The 19390-nt window shown below is 71.8% G+C and carries 22 protein-coding genes and 1 tRNA gene; 12 read left to right on the top strand and 11 right to left on the bottom strand.

Translation table 11 applies throughout. The features are described from left to right. Positions 1-5: 5 nt before the first annotated feature. A complete protein-coding gene (locus tag AB0K14_RS10755; RefSeq protein ID WP_360451874.1) occupies positions 6-851 on the bottom strand; it encodes an SMP-30/gluconolactonase/LRE family protein in 846 nt (281 codons plus the stop codon). An 81-nt stretch (positions 852-932) separates the two neighbouring features. On the opposite strand from AB0K14_RS10755, the gene AB0K14_RS10760 reads away from it, so the two are divergent. The 5 genes from AB0K14_RS10760 to AB0K14_RS10780 are packed head-to-tail and all read left to right on the top strand — an operon-like array spanning position 933 to position 4124. Next, complete coding sequence (locus tag AB0K14_RS10760) at positions 933-1598, top strand: rhomboid family intramembrane serine protease (protein WP_360451876.1); 666 nt, start codon at positions 933-935, stop codon at positions 1596-1598. After that, positions 1595-2392 (top strand): glutamate racemase, encoded by a 798-nt coding sequence (murI, locus tag AB0K14_RS10765; RefSeq protein WP_360451878.1) that lies wholly within the window; start codon positions 1595-1597, stop codon positions 2390-2392. Before AB0K14_RS10760 ends, murI begins: the two co-directional genes overlap by 4 nt. 17 nt (positions 2393-2409) lie before the next feature. After that, entirely contained in the window at positions 2410-3222 is an 813-nt protein-coding gene (locus tag AB0K14_RS10770; protein WP_360451880.1) for an MBL fold metallo-hydrolase, read from the top strand. After that, complete coding sequence (locus tag AB0K14_RS10775) at positions 3212-3715, top strand: hemerythrin domain-containing protein (RefSeq protein WP_360451882.1); 504 nt, start codon at positions 3212-3214, stop codon at positions 3713-3715. Before AB0K14_RS10770 ends, AB0K14_RS10775 begins: the two co-directional genes overlap by 11 nt. Before the next feature lie 10 nt (positions 3716-3725). Then, a complete protein-coding gene (locus AB0K14_RS10780) occupies positions 3726-4124 on the top strand; it encodes an OsmC family protein (protein ID WP_360451884.1) in 399 nt (132 codons plus the stop codon). Between the two features lie 226 nt (positions 4125-4350). Here the strand turns inward: AB0K14_RS10780 and AB0K14_RS10785 are convergent, their stop codons facing one another. After that, entirely contained in the window at positions 4351-4869 is a 519-nt protein-coding gene (locus AB0K14_RS10785; protein ID WP_360451886.1) for a DUF2231 domain-containing protein, read from the bottom strand. A gap of 54 nt (positions 4870-4923) precedes the next feature. Here AB0K14_RS10785 and rph point away from each other — a divergent pair, with 54 nt between their 5' ends. Both rph and rdgB read left to right on the top strand, forming a co-directional pair. After that, complete coding sequence (gene rph, locus AB0K14_RS10790) at positions 4924-5688, top strand: ribonuclease PH (protein ID WP_360451888.1); 765 nt, start codon at positions 4924-4926, stop codon at positions 5686-5688. Continuing rightward, complete coding sequence (gene rdgB, locus AB0K14_RS10795) at positions 5685-6290, top strand: RdgB/HAM1 family non-canonical purine NTP pyrophosphatase (RefSeq protein WP_360451890.1); 606 nt, start codon at positions 5685-5687, stop codon at positions 6288-6290. The genes rph and rdgB overlap by 4 nt, the downstream gene beginning before the upstream one ends. Here rdgB and AB0K14_RS10800 read toward each other — a convergent pair. The 4 genes from AB0K14_RS10800 to AB0K14_RS10815 all read right to left on the bottom strand — a co-directional run bounded on the left by AB0K14_RS10800 (position 6281) and on the right by AB0K14_RS10815 (position 11844). Then, on the bottom strand, positions 6281-9457 hold the full coding sequence (locus AB0K14_RS10800) for an NACHT domain-containing protein (protein WP_360451892.1): 3177 nt from the start codon (positions 9455-9457) through the stop codon (positions 6281-6283). The two genes, rdgB and AB0K14_RS10800, sit on opposite strands and share 10 nt — an antisense overlap. 16 nt (positions 9458-9473) lie before the next feature. After that, on the bottom strand, positions 9474-9947 hold the full coding sequence (bcp, locus tag AB0K14_RS10805) for a thioredoxin-dependent thiol peroxidase (RefSeq protein WP_360451894.1): 474 nt from the start codon (positions 9945-9947) through the stop codon (positions 9474-9476). Between the two features lie 19 nt (positions 9948-9966). Beyond that, positions 9967-10497 carry a hypothetical protein gene (locus AB0K14_RS10810; RefSeq protein ID WP_360451896.1) on the bottom strand — a complete coding sequence of 177 codons (531 nt, stop codon included), beginning with the start codon at positions 10495-10497 and terminating at the stop codon, positions 9967-9969. A gap of 294 nt (positions 10498-10791) precedes the next feature. Then, positions 10792-11844: an LLM class flavin-dependent oxidoreductase gene (locus AB0K14_RS10815; protein ID WP_360451898.1), complete on the bottom strand. Its 1053-nt coding sequence runs from the start codon at positions 11842-11844 to the stop codon at positions 10792-10794. Positions 11845-11938: 94 nt separating this feature from the next. Between AB0K14_RS10815 and AB0K14_RS10820 the strand changes: the two genes are divergently transcribed. Next, a complete protein-coding gene (locus AB0K14_RS10820; RefSeq protein WP_360451900.1) occupies positions 11939-12979 on the top strand; it encodes an FAD-dependent oxidoreductase in 1041 nt (346 codons plus the stop codon). Here the strand turns inward: AB0K14_RS10820 and AB0K14_RS10825 are convergent. Further along, complete coding sequence (locus AB0K14_RS10825; RefSeq protein WP_360451902.1) at positions 12945-14276, bottom strand: styrene monooxygenase/indole monooxygenase family protein; 1332 nt, start codon at positions 14274-14276, stop codon at positions 12945-12947. The two genes, AB0K14_RS10820 and AB0K14_RS10825, sit on opposite strands and share 35 nt — an antisense overlap. 67 nt (positions 14277-14343) lie before the next feature. On the opposite strand from AB0K14_RS10825, the gene AB0K14_RS10830 reads away from it, so the two are divergent. After that, positions 14344-15417 carry a histidine kinase gene (locus tag AB0K14_RS10830; protein ID WP_360451904.1) on the top strand — a complete coding sequence of 358 codons (1074 nt, stop codon included), beginning with the start codon at positions 14344-14346 and terminating at the stop codon, positions 15415-15417. Beyond that, positions 15408-16046: a response regulator transcription factor gene (locus AB0K14_RS10835; RefSeq protein ID WP_360451906.1), complete on the top strand. Its 639-nt coding sequence runs from the start codon at positions 15408-15410 to the stop codon at positions 16044-16046. Before AB0K14_RS10830 ends, AB0K14_RS10835 begins: the two co-directional genes overlap by 10 nt. Here AB0K14_RS10835 and AB0K14_RS10840 read toward each other — a convergent pair. Both AB0K14_RS10840 and AB0K14_RS10845 read right to left on the bottom strand, forming a co-directional pair. Then, the gene (locus tag AB0K14_RS10840) at positions 16031-16669 is read right to left on the bottom strand and encodes a DedA family protein (protein ID WP_360451908.1); all 639 of its coding nucleotides are present in this window, start codon (positions 16667-16669) and stop codon (positions 16031-16033) included. The genes AB0K14_RS10835 and AB0K14_RS10840 overlap by 16 nt on opposite strands. 88 nt (positions 16670-16757) lie before the next feature. Continuing rightward, positions 16758-17186 carry an SRPBCC family protein gene (locus tag AB0K14_RS10845; RefSeq protein WP_360451910.1) on the bottom strand — a complete coding sequence of 143 codons (429 nt, stop codon included), beginning with the start codon at positions 17184-17186 and terminating at the stop codon, positions 16758-16760. A gap of 23 nt (positions 17187-17209) precedes the next feature. Here AB0K14_RS10845 and AB0K14_RS10850 point away from each other — a divergent pair, with 23 nt between their 5' ends. After that, positions 17210-17758, top strand: coding sequence for a TetR/AcrR family transcriptional regulator (locus AB0K14_RS10850; protein WP_360451912.1), 549 nt, complete (start codon positions 17210-17212; stop codon positions 17756-17758). A gap of 103 nt (positions 17759-17861) precedes the next feature. After that, on the top strand, positions 17862-18812 hold the full coding sequence (locus tag AB0K14_RS10855) for a GTP-binding protein (RefSeq protein WP_360451913.1): 951 nt from the start codon (positions 17862-17864) through the stop codon (positions 18810-18812). A 38-nt stretch (positions 18813-18850) separates the two neighbouring features. Here the strand turns inward: AB0K14_RS10855 and AB0K14_RS10860 are convergent. Both AB0K14_RS10860 and AB0K14_RS10865 read right to left on the bottom strand, forming a co-directional pair. Next, positions 18851-18924, bottom strand: a tRNA-Leu gene (locus AB0K14_RS10860). Beyond that, positions 18915-19358 carry a hypothetical protein gene (locus AB0K14_RS10865; protein ID WP_360451915.1) on the bottom strand — a complete coding sequence of 148 codons (444 nt, stop codon included), beginning with the start codon at positions 19356-19358 and terminating at the stop codon, positions 18915-18917. Before AB0K14_RS10865 ends, AB0K14_RS10860 begins: the two co-directional genes overlap by 10 nt. Between the last annotated feature and the right edge of the window lie 32 nt (positions 19359-19390).

A 19390-nucleotide genomic window follows, 5' to 3' on the forward strand; every position in this document is an offset into this window, starting at 1 on the left:
TTCGGCTAGCCCGCGAACGCGGTGGACGGCAGGCCTTCGCCCGCGCCGGGGATCACCAGGACCGAACCGGCCAACTCGCTCAACGCGTCCTGGCTCAACCCGACCCGAGCGGTCGTCACGTACAGGTCGGTGAAGTCCAGGCCGCCGAAGCAGACCGCCGTCGGTTGACCCACCGGCAGCTCGATCTCCCGGTCCAGCACACCGTCCGGCGTGTACCGGTGCAACGCCGCCCCGCCCCACAGCGCGACCCAGACCGCACCGGACGAGTCCACGGTGAGCCCGTCGGGCAGCCCGCGCGGCACCTCGGCCAGCGGACGGCGGTTCGTCGCCTCACCGGTCGCGCGGTCGTAGTCCAGGACGTCGATCCGCCGCTCCGCCGAGTCGACGTAGTACATGAGCGTGGCGTCGGGGCTCCAGCCGATGCCGTTGCTGACGCTCACCTTGTCCAGCACGACCTTCGCGTCACCGCTGGGCTCGATCCGCGCCAACCACCCGCCGGGGTCCTCGTCGTACCGCATCGTGCCCGCCCACAGCCGCCCCGCCGGGTCGACCGCTGCGTCGTTGCCCCGCACGCCCTCACGCGCCCAGTACACGAGCCACGTCTTGACGCCGTCACGGTCGATCACCGCGACGCCGTCGCGCAGGTTCACCACGATGCCGCCGCTGGACCGCGGCTTGGCCGCGCCCACGTGCTGCGGCACCTCGAACACGGCGTCGTCGTCGCGCGACGGGTTGTAGCGGTGCACCTCGTTGCCGAGGACGTCCACCCAGAGCAACGTTCCGCTGGCGTGGTCCCACGTGGGGGCCTCACCCAACTCGGCTTCGGCCCGCACCGCCACTTCGATCGACACCGGCACAGCCTACGGTCACGCCGGGGCACGCCACCGGCGAACAGCGTGAACCGGACCACGTGAGCCGCGTAACCTGGTGACGTGGACCCCACCGGCCCCAACGCCGCCCCGACGCCCGAGCCGGTGCTCGCCGCGCCCAAGCCACCGAAGCCGCTGGCGAAGCGCGTCGTCCCGCCGAGGCCCGTGCTGTCGGCCGTGGTCGTGCTCGGCTTCGTCGGCCTGCTCTACGTCGTCGAGGCGATCGACACCGTCCTCGGCGGCCGGCTCAACGACGACGGCGTGATCCCGCGCGACCTCGGCCAGTGGGACAACATCCTCTGGTTCCCCCTGCTGCACGGCGACTGGACGCACCTGACCGGCAACGCGGTGCCGCTGCTCGTGCTGTCCTACCTGGCCACGTCCGGCGGGATCAAGCAGTTCTTCCAGGTCACCGCGGTCATCTGGTTGACCAGCGGCCTCGGCGTGTGGATCTTCGGCTCCTACGGCAGCCACATCGGCGCGTCCGGCCTCGTCTTCGGCTTCCTGGTGTTCCTGCTGGTGCGCGGGATCTTCGCGCGCAGCGTGCTGCAGATCGCGCTGGCCGTCGTCGTCTTCGCCGTCTACGGCGCCGCGCTGTGGGGCGTGCTGCCGGGTCAGCCCGGCATCTCGTGGGAGGGCCACCTGTTCGGCGCGCTCGGCGGCGTCCTCGCGGCCTGGGGCGTCGCCCGGGATGCGAAGAGGAACGCCCGCACTACGCTCGGCGTGTGACCGTCACCGCCGATTCGCCCATCGCGATCTTCGACTCCGGCGTCGGCGGGCTGACCGTCGCACGGGCGATCATGGACCAGCTGCCCGGCGAGCGGATCCGGTACGTCGGCGACACGGTGAACTGCCCCTACGGCCCGCTGCCCATCGCGCAGGCGCGCAAGTACGCGCTGGAGGTCACCGACCGGTTGGTCGCCGACGGGGCGAAGATGCTGGTCATCGCGTGCAACACGGCGTCCGCCGCCTGCCTGCGCGACGCCCGCGAGCGCTACGACATCCCGGTGATCGAGGTCATCCTGCCCGCCGTGCGCCGGGCGGTCGCCACCACCCGCACCGGCCGGGTCGGCGTCATCGGCACGCTCGGCACGGTCGCGTCCGGCGCGTACCAGGACGCGTTCGCCGCGGCACGGGACGTCGAGGTCACGGCGGTCGCGTGCCCGAGGTTCGTGGACTTCGTGGAACGCGGCACCACCTCCGGCCGCCAGGTGCTGGGCCTCGCCCAGGCCTACCTGGAACCGCTGCAACGCGCGGAAGTCGACACGCTCGTCCTCGGGTGCACCCACTACCCGCTGCTGACGGGCGTGCTCCAGATCGTCATGGGTGACGGCGTGATGCTCGTCTCCAGCGCCGAGGAGACCGTCAAGGACGTCGTGCGGGTGCTGACGGAGCGCGACATGTTCCGCTCCGGCGACCCTGACCAGCGGTTCAGCTGCACCGGTCCAGTGGAGCCGTTCGCGAGGCTCGCGCGCAGATTCCTACCCGGGTTGGAAAAGGCGTCCTTCCAAGCCCACGGCTGACCTGGCACGCTCCACGGGTGCTGTTGACCATCCTCGGCTGCTCGGGCAGCCTGCCGGGACCGCACGGGCCCGCATCCGGCTACCTCGTCGAGGCCGATGGCTGCCGGCTCGCGATCGAACTGGGCAGCGGCGTGCTGGCCGCCCTGCAGGCGCACCGTGACGTGTTCTCCCTGGACGCCCTGCTGTTCTCCCACCTGCACCCGGACCACTGCGCCGACTTCACCACGCTGGCGGTGACCCGCCGTTACCACACCCACCCGCCGTACGACACGCGCGAGCGCAGGCTGCCCGTGCACGGGCCGTCGGACACCGTCGACCGGTTCGCCCGCGCCTACGCGGAGACGGCCGACGAGCTGCTCACCACCGACCTGAGCGACGTGTTCGAGTTCCACACCCTCGCCGAGGACGTGGTGACGCGCATCGGGCCGTTCGAGATCACCGCCGTCCGGGTCGCGCACCCCACCGAGGCGTACGGGTTCCGCATCGCCACCAAGGACGCCACCTTGGCCTACACCGGGGACACCGGGCCGTGCGACGCGTTACGCGGCTTGGCGCGGGGCGTGGACGTGCTGCTGTCCGAGGCGACGTGGACGCACGCCGACGACCGGCCGCCCGGCAAGCACCTGTCGGGCGTGCAGGCGGGACAGGTGGCGGCGGAGGCCGGCGTCGGACGGCTGCTGCTCACCCACATCGCGCCGTGGACCGACCGCGACGCCGTGCTGGCCGAGGCGCGTGGCCGGTTCTCCGGTCCGGTCGACGTGGTCAGCCAGGGCGACACGTACGCGGTTGACGCGCCGAAGGTGCGGGTAATCGGCGGCCATGGCAACTGATGTCGTCGAGCTGATCCTGGCCGACCACCGCAAGTTCGAAGAGCTGTTCCGCGGGCTGCGCGACCGCGGCTCCGACCGGTCGACGTTGTTGAGCGAGCTGGCGGCGTTGCTCGTGGCGCACGCCGAGGCCGAGGAGTCCGAGGTGTACCCGGCGCTCAAGCGGTACAAGGAGGTCGACAACGCCGAGGTCGACCACGGTGCCGAGGAGCACGCCGAGGGGCACCAGGCGCTGCTGGCGTTGATGGAGGTCGCCGACACCGGGTCCGACGAGTGGGAGAGCAAGCTGGAGGAGCTCGTCCAGGCGCTCAACCACCACGTGGACGAGGAGGAGCGCACGATCCTCAACGACGCCCGGCAGGAGGTGTCCGACGAGCGGCGGGACGAGCTGGGCCGGTTGTTCGTGGAGATCCGGCAGAGCCGGTTGGACGACGACTGCGGTGACATCGAGTACGTGCGCAAGATCGCGGCGGCCACGGAGGACCGGATCGACTAGCGTCGATCGCGTGTCGGACGTCGAGGTGCGGTGGGTCGGTCAGCACGATTTCGTGGCCACGAACGACCGGGGCGCCTCGGTGCGCGTCGGCCGCAAGGGTGCCGAGGGCGCGTTCACGCCGGTCGAGCTGCTGCTCGCGGCGGCGGCGGGCTGTGCGGCGGTGACGGCGGAGACGCTGGTGACGCGTCGGGTGGACGGTGGCCTGGTGGCGCGTGCACAGGACGTGCGTTCGGCGGACGGTCACTCGTTGGCCAGCGTGCCGGTCGCGCTGGACTACGACATCTCCCAGCTGGACGACGCGCAGCGCGCGGCCCTCGAAACCGCTGTCCTGCGCGCCATCGACCAACTGTGCACCGTCACCCGCACCCTCAAGTCCTCCCCACCAACCCCCCTGACCCTCCCCACCTGACCCGCGAGTCGAACCTCCAGGCCTCGCGAGTCGAACCTCCAACTCGCGCGAGTCGAACCTCCAGACCGGGCGTGTCGAACACTCAGGCCCCACGAGTTCAACGTTCAGGTACGCGGGATGTTCGGCCCCTGCGGTCCTGAACGTTGAACTCGGGATACCTGAGCGTTCGACTCGCGGGACCTGAGCGTTCGACTCGCGGGGGCTGGGGGTTGGACTCCCGTGGGGGTCAGGTGGTGCCCACGCCGTCCCAGACGGCGGTGGAGCCGCTGTGGCCGATGCGGACGGTCTGGACGGTGGCGGCCGCGCCGGCGGCGATGACGAGGACGGCGACGACCACCGCGATGCGGCGCCAGGTCTTGGGGACGGCCGGGTCCTCGACCGCGGCGGCACGTTCGCGGTCGGCCAAGCGGCCCGCGACCAGCAGCGCCACGACCACCACACCGAAGCCCAGCGCGAACGGCAGCAGGTCGTTGCCCAGGCTGGCGTGCTGGTGGATCAACGGGTTGTCGAGCGTGGCGAGCCGGGCGTACAGCTGGTCACCCGCCCACTGCGCCAACGGCACCGAGCCGACGCCCAGCAGCGTCACGCCCAGCAGCGGCCACGCGTACCGCTGCCGCCACCGCGGCACCAGCGCCATCGCCGCCGCACCTGCGGCCGCCAGCGGGAGCAGCACCACCACCGCGTGGACCAGCAGCGGGTGCGCGGGGAGACCGAAGATCGTCACCAGGTCGTCTGCGAGTGCCATGCCTCTCCCTACGCCGGTGGGTTGCTCCCGGGTTCAGCGACATAGGGTAGTGCCGTGCTGAGGACCGATGGCAGGAACGACGACGTACTGCGCGACATCCGGATCACCCGCGGCTTCCAGCAGTGGCCGGCCGGGTCGGTGCTGATCGAGTTCGGCAACACCCGGGTGTTGTGCGCGGCCAGCGTGACCGAAGGCGTGCCGCGGTGGCGCTCCGGCTCGGGCCTCGGCTGGGTGACCGCCGAATACGCGATGCTGCCCTCCGCGACGCACACCCGCAGTGACCGCGAGTCCGTTAAGGGCCGGGTCGGTGGACGCACGCACGAGATCAGTCGCCTGATCGGGCGGTCGCTGCGCGCGTGCATCGACCTGGCCGCGCTCGGCGAGAACACGATCGTGATCGACTGCGACGTGATCCAGGCCGACGGCGGCACCCGGACCGCCGCCATCACCGGCGCGTACGTGGCCTTGGCCGACGCCGTCACCTGGCTGGGTGCCGCCAACCGCCTGGCCGACCCGCAGCCGCTCTCCTGCGCCGTGTCGGCGGTGTCGGTCGGTGTCGTGGACGGCCGCGTTCGCCTGGACCTGCCGTACGAGGAGGACTCGCGCGCCGAGGTCGACATGAACGTCGTCGCGACGGACGCCGCCACGCTGATCGAGGTCCAGGGCACCGGCGAGGGCGCGACGTTCGCGCGGTCGACGTTGGACAAGATGCTCGACCTGGCCCTGGAGGGCTGCGCGCAGCTCAACCGGATCCAGGCCGAGGCGCTGGCCCTGCCCTACCCCGGCGTGCTGCCCGAGCCGAAGGCGAGGAAGCGGTGAAGGTCCTGCTCGCGTCGCGGAACAAGAAGAAGCTCGGCGAGCTGCGCCGCATCCTGCTGGCCGAGGGGCTGGCCGGAGTCGAGGTGCTCGGCCTGGACGACGTGCCGAAGTTCCCGGAAGCCCCGGAGACCGACCCGACCTTCGAGGGCAACGCCCTGGCCAAGGCGCGGGACGCCTACAACGCCACCGGCCTGCCGTCGGTCGCGGACGACTCGGGCATCGCCATCGACGCCCTCAACGGCATGCCGGGCGTGCTGTCGGCCCGGTGGTCCGGCGTCCACGGCAACGACCAGGCCAACCTGGAGCTGGTCCTGGGCCAGCTCCGCGACGTGCCGGACGAGCGCAGGGGAGCGGCCTTCGTCTGCACGGCCGCCTTCGTCGCCGCGGACGGCGTCGAGACCGTCGTGCGGGGGGAGTGGCGGGGCACGATCACCCGCGAGCCGCGCGGCGAGAACGGCTTCGGCTACGACCCGATCTTCCGCCCCGAGGGCCACGACGTCACCTCCGCCGAACTGACCCCGGACCAGAAGGACGAGATCTCCCACCGGGGCCGCGCCCTGCGCCTGCTCCTCCCTCACCTGCGAGAGCTCGCTCAGCGGTAACGGCGGACGGTGACGTTCGGCCCCAGCTCCTCCATCCCGATCGGGTTGCTTCTCCGCGCCAGCTCCACCGTCACGGACATGTCGCGCAGTGGACGCAGGTCGATCGGATCGGCGTCCTGCCACCTGGAGAGGTAGACCGATTCCAGGTGAGAGAGGCGTGTGACGGCGTCGAGGTTGTCGACCATGTCGCCGACCAGGATCAACCGCCGCAAACCGGGCAGGTGCCGCTCGATCCCGTCGAGGACGGCGGGTGACGTGTCCCACCCGAACCGCACTCGGTGCAGTTCGGGCAGTTTGCCCAGAGGCGCCAGGCTGACGCCGTCCGGCCAGCCGTTGAAGCTCACGTCCCGCAAGCTGCGCAGCTCGGAGATCAGGTCGACGTCGGCCGCCGCGTCGACCCGGTCGAATGACAGATCGACCAGGTCGGGCACGTGTCGCAGGAAACCGAGGTCGCGCGTGCCCGCCTGCTCGTACCAGTGCAGGCCGCGCAGGTTCGGCAGGTCGCGGAGCACTTCGACGTGGTCGTAGCCACCCGCGTCGAGGAGCGCGAGATGGCGCAACGACGGGTGCTTGACCAGCGGCCGGAGGTCGACGGTGCCGCGCAGCCACACCCAAAACTCGGCGAGGTGGGGAACGCCCTCGATGAAGTGCAGGTCGTGGTGCACGTCGCCGAGGGTCAACCTGACCGCGACCTCTTTGACGTTCCGCAGCGCGGCCACGTGCGGCAGGAAGCGGTGGCTTTCCACCTCAAGAAGGCCGTCGTCGAGCGGTGCGTGGGCGAGCACCTCGTGGGCGTAGCGCTCAGGGTCGAAGTAGTCCCAGGCCCGGACGACCTCGGTCTGGACGCCCTGGCGGCCGTCCTGGGCGTAGCGGGCGAGCCGGGGGATGGCCTCGGCGCTGCCGGTCAACGCCACGGCCCGCGTGGTCGCGGCGGCGGCGGAGTCCGAGAGACCGTCGAGGGTGTCCGGCAGGTAGCGCAGCACGCGGCTGCCCAGTGAGGCGAGCGAACGCGTCTCCTTGATGCTTCGCGGTGGCGCCAACCGCTCCCGGATCACGGCCTCGATCCGCGCGTGCACCTCCGGGTCGACCTCGGTCACCGTCTCCAGGCACGCGGCCGCCAGCAGCCGCAGGTGACGGGCGTGGCGGGGCTCCTCGTCGGCCCGGTCGAGGATCTGGGTGAGCAGAGCCCTGGTCTGCGAACGCTTCCCGTGCCCGCACGCCATCACGATCGTCTCGCGCCACGTGTCCAGGTGCGCGTTGCCGGCCAGCGTCTCCACGTGCTCCAGCTCGGTCGCCTCGCTCGCGGCCAGGTACTCCTGGAACGTGCGGTGCACGAAGTCCACCCGGCCCGGCACCGGTTCGCGCAGGACCCCGCTGCGCTCCAGCAGGTGCGCCAGCACCGCGTCCGCCCCGAGGTCGACACCGGGTACGGAGCGGAGCTTGTGCGACACGAACTCGGTGGCCCGCGTGATCGGGAACTCGCTCCGGTTCGCCTGGGTCAGCCGCCACGCCAGATCACGCAGCAGCACGGTCTTCTCGGCGCCGGTGAGGATCCCGGCGATCTGCCGCTCGGCGTCACGCAGGTCGAGCAGCATGGTCAACGCGGCCCGGTACAGCTCCATCCGGCTCTGCGGCAACTCCGAGGTGCGGCCCAGGTTGAGCGCGCACAGCATCGCGCAGAGCAGCGGACTGGCCGTCAACGCCCGCAGGTGCGGTCGGTTGCCCAGCTGGCGCAGCAGTCGGCGTTCGGCCTCGGGAAGGTCCTCCGGCGGGCACGGCAGGGACTCCGCGTCCCGTGCGGCCTCGTGCCAGCGCCGCAGGAAGACTCGCACGTCGTCCGGGCTCATCCGGTCGAGCAGCACCGAGCCGAAGCCCTCGTCGGCCAGCCACCGCCGGTCCGCCGCGGCGGGGCGTGACGTCACCACGACCCGTGCCCGGGGGAACGCGGTGACGAGCTCGCGCAGCCACACCTTCACCAGCCGGCGGCGCCCGGCGGGCACCTCGTCCACGCCGTCCACCAGCACCAGCGCCCGCCCCGACCGCAGCACCCGGTGCACCCAGCCGGTCGGCATCAGACCGGCGAGCCACCCCGCTTCGTGGTCCAGGAACTGCTCCGGGCGCGGCAGCGGCGAGTCGGCGTAGCGGCGCAGCCGGACGACGAGCGGGACCGAGCCGTTCCACGCGGCCAGCCGATCGGTGAACGCCTCCCGCGCCGCGGTCACGGCGAGCCAGTCGAGCAGCGTCGTCTTGCCCGACCCGGCCTCGCCGCGCACCAGCGTGCGGTCGGCGCCGCCGATGGCCGCCTCCACCCGCAGCGAGCCGCCGCCCTCGACGTCGCCGCCGAACCAGCGGTCGGCGCCGCGTTCGGCCGCACGGCGGTCGCCGTCGGTCACGCTCAGGCTCAGGTAGGCCACGCTCAACGCCAGCTTCGGCCGGTGGCGCATGGTCAGGCCGAGCAGCTCCAGCCGGTCCAGGCCCGCCGCCACGTACCGCAGGTACTCGTCGCGGAACTCCTCGTCGGTGTCCACGCCGGTCGGCGCGTGCAGGCTGGTGCGCGGCAGGCGGGCCAGCACCTCGTCCAGCAACGCGGTCTGCTGCGACGCCCGGCCGAGCACCTCGGCCAACGCGCGCGGCTGGAACGCGGGCAGGTGGCGGATCACCTGCACCAGGTAGCGGCACGCCTGGTCCAGCGCGACCTCGTACAGCCGGGTCGCCCGCTCGGACAGCCCGGCGTCGCGGACGAGCGTGGCGCGCACCCGCCGCGCCAGCAGCTCGGGCTCGGCGTCGGCCGCGAGCAGCGCCTCGTCGGACAGGTCCAGCGAACCCAACGCGTCGACCACGGCGTCCAGGGCAGCGGTGATTTCATGCTCCGGCAGCGCGGCGAACTTGGCCGCCAGCAGCGGTTCGAGCTGGTCACCGACCTGGTGGCCGATTCCCTCGATCAGGTGATCCAGGCGCGCTCGTTGGCGGAGCGACGACAGCTCCTGCGCGGCCAGCGCGGCCAACGACGCCGTGCGGTCACCCGACTTGCGCCTGCGTTCCAGCCACGACTTCGCCGCGTGCTGCGCCACGGCCCCACCGAGCTTGCCGGCCGCCGCCTCCAGAATGGCGATGGTGTCCTCCCTGCCCCAAGCCGACAGGTTCGGGCAGGGGAGGACACCGGGCAATCGGTCGTACGGGTGATCAGGCGGGCAGTTCGCGCAGCAGCTTGGCCACGTGGCCGGTGGCGCGGACGTTGTACATGGCCTTCTCGACCTTCCCCTCGGGGCCGACCAGGAACGTCGAGCGGATCACGCCCATGACGGTCCTGCCGTAGTTCTGCTTCTCCCCGAACGCGCCCCACTCGCCCAGCACCTTGCGGTCGACGTCGGACAGCAGCGGGAAGTTGAGGCCCTCCTCGGCGGCGAACTTGGCCAGCTTCTCCGGCTTGTCCGGCGAGATGCCGACCACGTCGTAGCCCGACGACGCGAGGTCGCCGACGCTGTCGCGGAAGTCGCACGCCTGCTTGGTGCAGCCCGGCGTGCCCGCAGCCGGGTAGAAGTAGACGACCACGCGGCGGCCGAGGTAGTCGGACAGCGAGACGGGCTTGCCCTCGCTGTCGGGCAGCGTGAACGCCGGGGCCTGCTCGCCCGGTGACAGGCGCTTCTGCTCGGTCATGGCCCGAGACGCTACAAGGTCAGGCGACGCCCTCGAACGTCGCGCTCGGGTCCTGGTCGGCGCCGTTCGGCTCGACCAGGAGCTGCAGCCGCACGGGGTCGGCGGGCACGGCGAACGCCACGGTCAGCACGGTCTCCGCGCCCGGCGCCACCTCGTTGACCGCGGCGCCGACGCCGTTGAGGCCCTGGACCGAGTCGCGCACCTCGGCCACCGGCCGGCCGTCGACCAGCGCCCGCACGGACAGCTGGCTGGTCCGGTAGGGGGTCTTGGCGCCGTTGACCACGGTGAGGGTGAACACGGCGGTGCGCGGCGACTGCGGGAACGACGTGTCGCTCGGCTTGAGCGAGGTGGGCGGCGAGACGGTGACGGCCATGCCGTTGCTCCACACCCGTTGCGTGCCGAAGGCGGTGAACTCGACCGACGACGGCGCGTCACCGCGCTGCTCGGCCACCGCGGACGGGCTCGGGGGCGTGGAAATGTCGGAGGGGTCCGCACATCCCGCCACTACCAGGCCGAGGCACAGGCCGACGGCCAGTCTGGCGAACTTCACGAACCTCCCCTTCCCGCCCCGGCGGTGGGCTTGAGTGCGACTGCGTCCACCATGACGGTGCCGGGGCGTGAGGGGTGGCCGAACCCGGTCCTTGATTCGCACCTGGTGCCTGCCTGTGGCCAAGCCGTGATGACGCACGGCTGCCCGCGTGGGCGGCACCACACCTGGCGGCACCCACGCGGGTCGGCGGCGGCCGAGCACCGGGCGGGCGTTGCCGCCCGGAAGTTGGGGAGCGCGTCGGGGGGCGTGCGCGCTCCACTCTGATCATCGCGGCCGGTGGCCGAACCGCTACACCTATACTTCGGTCTTCACCCGTTCGGACGCACCCTGAACGGACGAACGCGGAGCCGTCGACCGTGGGGCGATGTCCGCCAGGAGCTGGTAGGACCGGAGTCGGTCCGACTGCTCGGCGACCATCGTCGTCACCATCAGCTCGTCGGCCCGGGTCTCCTCCAGCAACCGCTCCAGCTCCGCCGCCACGGTCTTCGGCGAGCCGATGACCTGCGACGCGATCCGGTCCTCGAAGATCAGCCGCTCGACGTCGGTGTACGGGTAGTCGGCGGCCTCCTGGTCGGTGGCCAGCGGGCCGGGCCGACCGCTGCGCAGCTTGACGAACGCGAGCGCGCCGGGACCGGCGATCCGGTGGGCGTGCTCGTCGGTGTCCGCCACGATCACCGAGGCGCAGACCAGCGCGTACGGCTCCGCCAGCCGTTCGGAGGGCCGGAACCGCTCGCGGTACAGGGCCAGCGCGGGCAGCGTGTTCTCGGCGCTGAAGTGGTGGGCGAACGCGAACGGCAGCCCGAGCAGGCCCGCGACCTGCGCGCTGTACCCGCTCGACCCGAGCAGGAACACGTCCGGCTTGTTGCCCTCGGCGGGCATCGCGTTGAGCTCCTCGGTGCCGTTGAAGTAACCGGTCAGCTCGCTGAGCTGCTGCGGGAAGTCGTCCACCGACAGCGGGCCGGCCGTGCGGCGCAACGCCTGCGCGGTGCGCTGGTCGGTGCCGGGCGCGCGGCCGATGCCCAGGTCGATGCGGCCGGGGTGCAGGGCGGACAGGGTGCCGAACTGCTCGGCCACCACCAGCGGCGGGTGGTTGGGCAGCATCACGCCGCCGGAGCCCACCCGCAGCGTGGTGGTGGCGTCGGCCACGTGGCCGATGAGGATCGCGGGGGAGGAGCTGGCGATGCCGGGCATGTTGTGGTGCTCGGCCAGCCAGAACCGGGTGAAGCCCAGCCGTTCGACGTGTTGCGCCAGCTCACGCGTGTGCTTGAGCGCCGTGCGCGCGTCCGTCGCCGTGGTGACGGGGGCGAGGTCGAGCGCGGACAGCGGCACGTCGCGGAGGAGGGTCATGCCTTCGACCAACGCCGAAGACCCCGAATGCCTTCCTGGTGTGACGGTCCCGACACCGGGAAGTGCCCGGCCACCCGCCGGCGTTGACCAGGACATGGACGTGGTGGTCATCGGTGCAGGTCAGGCGGGGTTGTCCGCGGCCTACTTCCTCAAGCGCGCGAACCTCGACCACGTCGTGCTGGACGCCGACGCGGGCCCCGGCGGCGCGTGGCGGCACCGCTGGCCGACCCTGCGGATGGCCACCGTGCACGGCATCCACGACCTGCCGGGCATGCCGTTCGCCGAACCCGACCCGACCGCGCCCGCCAACGAGGTGCTCCCCGCGTACTTCGCCGACTTCGAGCGCCGCAACGGCATCGAGGTGCGGCGACCCGTGCGCGTGCACGCCGTCCGCGACCACGGCGGCCTGCTGCGCGTGGAGACCGATCACGGCGTCTGGGAGACCGGGGCCCTGGTCAACGCGACCGGCACGTGGAGCCGCCCGTTCTGGCCCCGCTACCCCGGCCAGGAGCTGTTCCGCGGCCGTCAGCTGCACTCCTCGCGGTACCGGGGGCCGGCGGAGTTCGCCGGGCGGCACGTGGTCGTCGTGGGCGGCGGCACGTCCGCGGTGCAGCAGCTGCTGGAGATCGCCCGGCACGCCGCCTCGACCACCTGGGTGACCCGCCGCGAGCCGGAGTTCTCCGACGAGCCGTTCACGCCGGAACTCGGCCGTGCCGTGGTCGCCGAGGTGGAGGAACGCGTCCGCCAGGGCCTGCCGCCCCGCAGCGTCGTCAGCGTGACCGGCCTGAGCCTCACCCCGGCCGTCCGCGAGGCGCTCAAGACCGGCGTGCTGGACCGCCGGCCGATGTTCGAGCGGATCACCGAGGACGGTGTGGCCTGGTCCGACGGCACGCACCAGGCGGCCGACGACATCGTGTGGGCGACGGGGTTCCGCGCCGCGCTCGACCACCTGGCCCCGTTGCGTCTGCGCACGCCCGGCGGCGGCATCCGGCTCGACGGCACCAGGGTCGTCGCCGACCCGCGGGTGCACCTCGTCGGCTACGGCCCCTCGGCCAGCACTGTCGGCGCCACCCGGGCCGGTCGTGCGGCGGCGAAGGAGATCAAGGCGTCGCTGTCCCGCCGACAGGCCGCTTGACCAGCCTGGCCGCCTTCTGGGCGAGCAGGTGCGCGCCGACGCCCAGCTTGTACCGCAGCACGTCCAGCCGGCCGACGTTGCGCCGGGTCAGGAACTCGCGGGTGGCCGCCGCGTCGAAGAACCACGGGAACAGCGACGACGGGTCGTTGAACCCCTCCCACAGCTGCTCGCCGATGTCCTCCCGGCGTGACGCGGCGAGCATGACGCTCTGCTGGGCGTCGGTGAGCGGCGCGAGCAGCCCGTTGGAGAAGTCGCTGGTGTAGCGGCCGCGCTCCCACCACTCGTCGAACCGCTCGGTCAGCCACGACGCGGTGAACGGCCCGCCGTGCGCGGTCAGCTCCTCGGCGAAGAACCGGGCCATCCGGGTGGCGTTGTTCGCGCCCTGGCCGGCCAGCGGGTCGTTGAGCACGACCGCGTCGCCGAGGCCGAGCACGTGCCGCCCGGACGGCAGCACGGCCACCGGCTTGCGCACCACCGGCACGATCCGGCCCTTGATCCAGGTCACCGGGCTGGTCGGGCGGGCGGGCCGCAGGAACGCCGACTCGTGCGGCAGCATGTCGTCCACCACGCCCTTGAGCACGTCCAGGCCCTCGTCGGCCGAGGTCACGTCCTGGAACCGGTCCGCACGGCCGCCCGGCGTGGCCTCCACCACGATGCTGCGCGACTCGCCGACGTCCTTGTCGTGGAACGGGATCCAGAACACCTCCAGGGTGCCCGGCAGGAACGAGAAAACCCCTTCCCGGTGCTCGGGCCGGGCCGCCATGTCGTACCCGCGGATGTTGACCATGAACAGGCTGCGTTGCGGCTCGGAGTGCACCGACCGCTCCGGATCGCGCTCGAACAGGCCGGTCAGCGACTTGTGCCCGGCCGTGACGACCGCCAGGTCGTGCGTCGCGGCCAACCCGTCCAGGTCGTCCACGTCGACCGCGCCGATCACCACCGACGCGCCGCGCGACTCGACCTCCCGCAGCCCGGCGGCGAACTTCAACCGCTGGTCGACCGCCAGCGCGGGCTTGCGCAGCGGCGCGTCGACGGAGAACGCGAGCGACCGGTCGTCGGTGAACAGGTCCAGGTGGATGCGCCGCATCCGGGACGCCTCGGGCCAGAAGTCCAGGCCCAGCTCGGCCTCGTACTCCACCTGGTCGCCGAACAGGCAGGCGGTCGGCCGGCCACCACCGCCGAGGTGCTCCTCTGCCGTCCGGTCGGAGTAGAGCGTGACCCGCCATCCGGCGCGCAGCAGCGCCGCCGATAACACCAGACCCGCTTGACCTGCGCCGACGACCGCTATTGTGCCCACGCCACAAATCCTGTGCACAGGGTTGGCGATAGCCAATAGCACGATCGGGTCGACTAGCCTCGACCAGGTGCACAGGGGGTTGCGCGCCGTCGCCGGACTGGTGCTCGGTTTCGGTTCGGCGCTGCTGGACCTGCTCGTCGTGGTGTTCGCCCGCAAGGTGGCCGTCCGGGTCGCGGGGCTGGAACGACGGCGGCTGCGGGCGTTCCTCGGGATCGACAGCGCGGAACCGACGCGGGCGCAGGCCGTGCGGTACCTGGCCGTGCGCGCACCGGTCGGCCTGTTCGGCGGGTTCGTGCTGGCCTGGCTGTTCTACGGGCTGGCGATGGGCGCGATCGTGCTGTACCGGCTGTTCGCGGGTGGTCCGAAGGGCGGCCTGGACCCCTCCGACGACTGGACCGCTTTCCTGTGGACCGGGCTGATCGGCGTGGTCCTGCTCTACATCGAGGTGCAGGGCATCATCGGTGTGATCGCGCTGGAGGGGAAGGTCGCCCGCCGCTGGCTCGGCCCGAGCGAGGCCGAACTGCTGCGCCTGCGCATCGACGAACTGGCCGAGAGCCGGGCGGGCATCGTGGCCGCGGTGGACGCCGAGCGCAGGCGCATCGAACGCGACCTGCACGACGGCGTGCAGCAGCGGCTGGTCGCGCTCGGGATGCTGCTCGGCCGTGCCCGCCGCCACCCCGACCACGCCGACGACCTGCTGGCCCAGGCGCACGAGGAGTCCCGGCACGTCCTGGAGGACCTGCGCGAGGTCGCCTGGCGGGTCTACCCGGCGGCGCTGGACTCGCTGGGCCTGGTCGACGCGCTGGAGGCGGTCGCGGACCGGTCCGCGATCCCCGTGCGGATCCGGTGCGCGCCGCTCGACGCCGCGCCGCAGGTCGAGACGGCGGTCTACTTCGTGGTGTGCGAGGCGGTGACCAACGCGGCCAAGCACTCGGGTGCGACCATGATCGACGTGGACATCACCGAGGAGGCGGGCGCGGTGCGCGTGCGGGTCGCGGACGACGGCGTCGGGGGAGCGGACCCGGCGGGCGGCGGGCTGGCCGGCCTGCACCGGCGCGTGCTCGCGCTGGACGGCGCGTTCGGCGTGGCCAGCCCGGCGGGCGGCCCCACGGTGATCACCGCGGAGGTACCGTGCGGGTGATCCTGGCGGAGGACTCGACGTTGCTGCGCGAGGGCCTCGTGCGGCTGCTGGTCGAGGAGGGCCACGAGGTGCCCGCCGCCGTGGGCGACGCGGAAGCGCTGATCAGCGCGGTGGCGGCGCACCTGCCGGACGTGGTGGTGACCGACGTGCGGATGCCGCCCACGAACTCCGACGAGGGCCTGAAGGCCGCGTTGGAGATCCGCAGGCGGTTCCCGGGCGTCGGCGTGCTGGTGCTGTCGCAGTACGTCGAGCAGCGCTACGCCGTCGACCTGCTCACCGAGCACGCCGACGGCGTCGGCTACCTGCTGAAGGACCGGGTGGTCCAGGTGGAGGAGTTCCTGGACGCGCTGCGCCGGGTCGGAGCGGGTGACGTGGCGTTCGACCCGGAGGTGGTGCGGCGGTTGCTGGCCCGCAAGAGCCACCCGTTGGACGTGCTGACCGAGCGGGAGCGGCAGGTGCTGGCGCTCATGGCCGAGGGTCACACGAACAACGCGATCGCGTCCCGGCTGCACGTGTCGCGCAGCGCGGTGGAGAAGCACATCAACTCGATCTTCGACAAGCTCGGCCTGTCCGATGTGGACGGCTACAGCCGGCGGGTGCTGGCGATCCTGCGCTACTTGCGCGCGTGAGCCGGCTCGTCGTCCGACTCGTCCCGGTCCTTCTTGGTGAGCCTGGACACCACGAACCACACCACGGCCAGCGCCACCAGGCCCAGCACCACCTTCGACACGATCCCCGTGTACTGCTCCACGAGGTGGTAGTTCTCGCCGAGCACGTACCCGGCCAGGATCAGCGCGGAGTTCCAGATCAGGCTGCCCGCCGCGGTCAGCAGCAGGAAACCGGGCAGCGGCATGCGCTCCACGCCCGCCGGGATCGAGATGAGGCTGCGGAAGATCGGCACCATCCGGCCGAAGAAGACCGTCGCCTTGCCGTGCCGGGCGAACCACTCCTCGGACCGGTCCACATCGGACACCTTCATCAGCGGCATCCGCTGCGCGATGGCCCTGATCCGGTCACGGCCGAGCGCGGCACCCAGGTAGTAGAGCGCGAGGGCGCCGACGACCGAACCGGCGGTGGTCCACAGGATCGCGGCGAACAGGTTCATCTTGCCCTGGCTCGCGGTGAACCCGGCCATCGGCAGGAACAACTCGCTCGGCAGGGGTGGGAACAAGTTCTCCAGCGCGATCGCGATCCCGGCGCCGGGCGCGCCGAGCGCTTCCATCAGGTCGGTGACCCACGAGACGACATCCATGTCTTCACGTTACGAACGCGCCGAGCCCGTCACCATGAAGCCGACCGCACGACGGGGTGTGGAAAACCCCAGTGCCGGACGCGGTGGTTCAGCGTGCGGCGTGTGCGGCCAGACCCCGGGCGTACCGCGAGATCACGGCCTGGAGCACCAGGCGGTAGAGCCACCCCGTCCCGCGTGCCTTCGGCTCGAACGACGAGTACCAGCGGATCGCCGTCCCGTCGCCGTCCGGCTCGAGGTCGATGAACGCCTGGTAGTCGCGAATGGCGAGACCTGACAGCAGGACGTAGCCCACCCGCCGGTTCGGCGTCAGTTCGACGACCTCCTCCCTCGTGAGGGCCTTGCGGCCTTTGTTGTGGAATACCCGCACCTCGCCGACCCCATTCGCGTCACCGGCGCGTTCCCGCTCGTACCGCAGCACCGGCGACCACCGCGGCCACGTCGAGCTGTCCGCGACCAGGCGGTATACCCGTTCCGGTGGTGCGGCGCTGCGCACCCTGACGTCGACTCGCTGTACCATGTGGTACATGTACCATCCGGTACATGACGGAACAAGGGGCGGCCAGGCAGCGCCTGCTCACGGCCGTGGTGGAGCACCTGGCCGAGCGCGGTCTGGGCGACCTGAGCCTGCGTCGGCTGGCCGAGGCGGTCGGCACCAGCCACCGGATGCTCATCTACCACTTCGGCTCGATGGAGGGCCTGCTGGTCGAGGTGGTGCGGGAGGTGGAGGCGAGGCAGCGCGCCGTGCTGGCCTCCCTGCCGACCGACGACCCGGCCGAGGCCGCCCGCGCGTTCTGGCGCACGCTCACCGACCCCGCCCTGCGCGCCCACGAACGGCTGTTCTTCGAGCTCTACGCCCAAGCCGCCCAGGGCCGCCCCGGCACGACACCCCTCCTGGACGGCATCGTCACCGACTGGCTGGAACCGGTGGAGGCCATCCAGCGCTCCCTGGGCCACCCGCCCGACGTCGCCGCCGCCCGCGCCCGCCTGGGCCTGGCCGTCGCCCGGGGCCTCCTGCTCGACCTGATAGCCACCGACGACGAACCAGCCGTGACCGCCGCCATGGACCACTTCATCACCCTGATGACCTGACCCCGCGCCCCCAACCCGCGCGTGTCCTACGTTCAGAACGCGCGTGTCCTACGTTCAGAACACCCGAGTTCAACGCTCAGGCGCACCCGTAAGATCGGTCGGCGTGAAGCGGATCCCGGTGATCGTGGTCGCGGGGTTCCTCGGCTCCGGCAAGACCACGTTGCTCAACCACCTGCTCAGCGGCAGCCGCGGCACCCGGATCGGGGTGGTGGTCAACGACTTCGGCGCCATCGGCATCGACGCGATGAGCGTGGCCGGCCAGGTCGACTCCACGGTGTCGCTCAGCAACGGCTGCCTGTGCTGCGCCGTTGACGTGAGCGAGCTCGACGGCATGCTCGCCAAGCTCGACCAGCTGGTCGACGTCATCGTGATCGAGGCGAGCGGCCTGGCCGAACCGCAGGCCATGGCACGGATGGTGCTCGCGAGCGAGAACCCCCGCCTGACCTACGGCGGCCTGGTGCTGTTGGTCGACGCGGCGGAGTTCCCGGACGACCTGGCCCGGCACCTGCGCGTGGCGGACCTGGTGGTGCTGAACAAGGTCGACCGGGTCGGTGACGCCTCCGCGCTCGCGGCGGAGATCGACCGGCTCGAACCGGGCGTGCCCGTGGTCCGCTCGTCGTTCGGCCGGGTCGACCCGGCGCTGCTGTTCGACCCGCGGCCGCGCGAGCGGTTCGGCCAACTGTCCTTCGAGGACCTGGTGGACGAAGAGCACGACCACGTGCACTACGACAGCGTGGAGTTCACCGGCGGTGCGATGAACCCCGTGCGGCTCATGGCGTTCCTCGACGCACGTCCCAAGGGCCTGTACCGGATCAAGGGGTTCGTGCGGTTCGACGTGCCGGGCCACCGGCAGCGGTTCGGCCTGCACGCGGTGGGCGCGTTCCTGCGGTTCGAGCGCTCGGCGTGGCCGGGACCGCGGCGCACCGAGCTGGTCCTGATCGGCACCGGCCTGGACGTGGCCGCGATCCGCGCCGAGCTGGCCGCCTGCGAGGAACCGGACCCGTCCGCGGTGGACCCCCAGTCGATGCTGGAAGTCCTGCGCTACGCGGCCTGAACGCCCTCGGCGGCGAACGCCGAGGGCGACCGGTGACGTGGGCTCGGAGAGACTCGAACTCTCACTGGCACGGACCTAAACCGTGTGCCTCTGCCAATTGGGCTACGAGCCCGTCGTCGCCAGCTTATCGGCAGGCCTCAGCAGCCCGATGCCGAGGGACGCCACGCCCGCCGCCAGGCTCGCCCCACCCAGGTAGAGCAGCACGACCAGGCCGTTGGCCCGCGTCACGCCCTCTCCCATGGCGGAGAAGAAGAAACCCGCCGGCATGAGGATCGCGGCGACCGGCACGCCCAGCCGGGTCACCCAACCCCACGGACCACGCAGGTCGGCCACGTCGGCGTACAGCAGGCACACCAAGCCGAGGATCAGCAGCACGCCGGCGTGGGCGTGCCCGGCGCGGAAGAACGACTGCTGGAACTCGGTCACCTGGACCTCGCCCTGCGCCACGGTGGTCAGGAACCGGCCGCCGAACTCGACGCCGACGACGCTCAGCAACAGCACACCCGCCAGGCGACAGGACGCGGGGGACAACCGGATGGCGGCCATGACGCTCCTCCATTGAATGGAAACAGCGTTAT

The sequence above is a fragment of the Actinosynnema sp. NPDC050801 genome (assembly GCF_040673975.1).
Lineage (GTDB): Bacteria > Actinomycetota > Actinomycetes > Mycobacteriales > Pseudonocardiaceae > Actinosynnema.

Excerpts from the sequence above, each read along its gene's own strand:
- AB0K14_RS10850 (WP_360451912.1), top strand. The coding sequence starts at position 17,210 with ATGACGGAACAAGGGGCGGCCAGGCAGCGCCTGCTCACGGCCGTGGTG.
- AB0K14_RS10815 (WP_360451898.1), bottom strand. The coding sequence starts at position 11,844 with ATGACCCTCCTCCGCGACGTGCCGCTGTCCGCGCTCGACCTCGCCCCC.
- AB0K14_RS10775 (WP_360451882.1), top strand. The coding sequence starts at position 3,212 with ATGGCAACTGATGTCGTCGAGCTGATCCTGGCCGACCACCGCAAGTTC.
- AB0K14_RS10785 (WP_360451886.1), bottom strand. The coding sequence starts at position 4,869 with ATGGCACTCGCAGACGACCTGGTGACGATCTTCGGTCTCCCCGCGCAC.
- bcp (WP_360451894.1), bottom strand. The coding sequence starts at position 9,947 with ATGACCGAGCAGAAGCGCCTGTCACCGGGCGAGCAGGCCCCGGCGTTC.
- AB0K14_RS10840 (WP_360451908.1), bottom strand. The coding sequence starts at position 16,669 with ATGGATGTCGTCTCGTGGGTCACCGACCTGATGGAAGCGCTCGGCGCG.
- AB0K14_RS10820 (WP_360451900.1), top strand. The coding sequence starts at position 11,939 with ATGGACGTGGTGGTCATCGGTGCAGGTCAGGCGGGGTTGTCCGCGGCC.
- AB0K14_RS10845 (WP_360451910.1), bottom strand. The coding sequence starts at position 17,186 with ATGGTACAGCGAGTCGACGTCAGGGTGCGCAGCGCCGCACCACCGGAA.
- AB0K14_RS10865 (WP_360451915.1), bottom strand. The coding sequence starts at position 19,358 with ATGGCCGCCATCCGGTTGTCCCCCGCGTCCTGTCGCCTGGCGGGTGTG.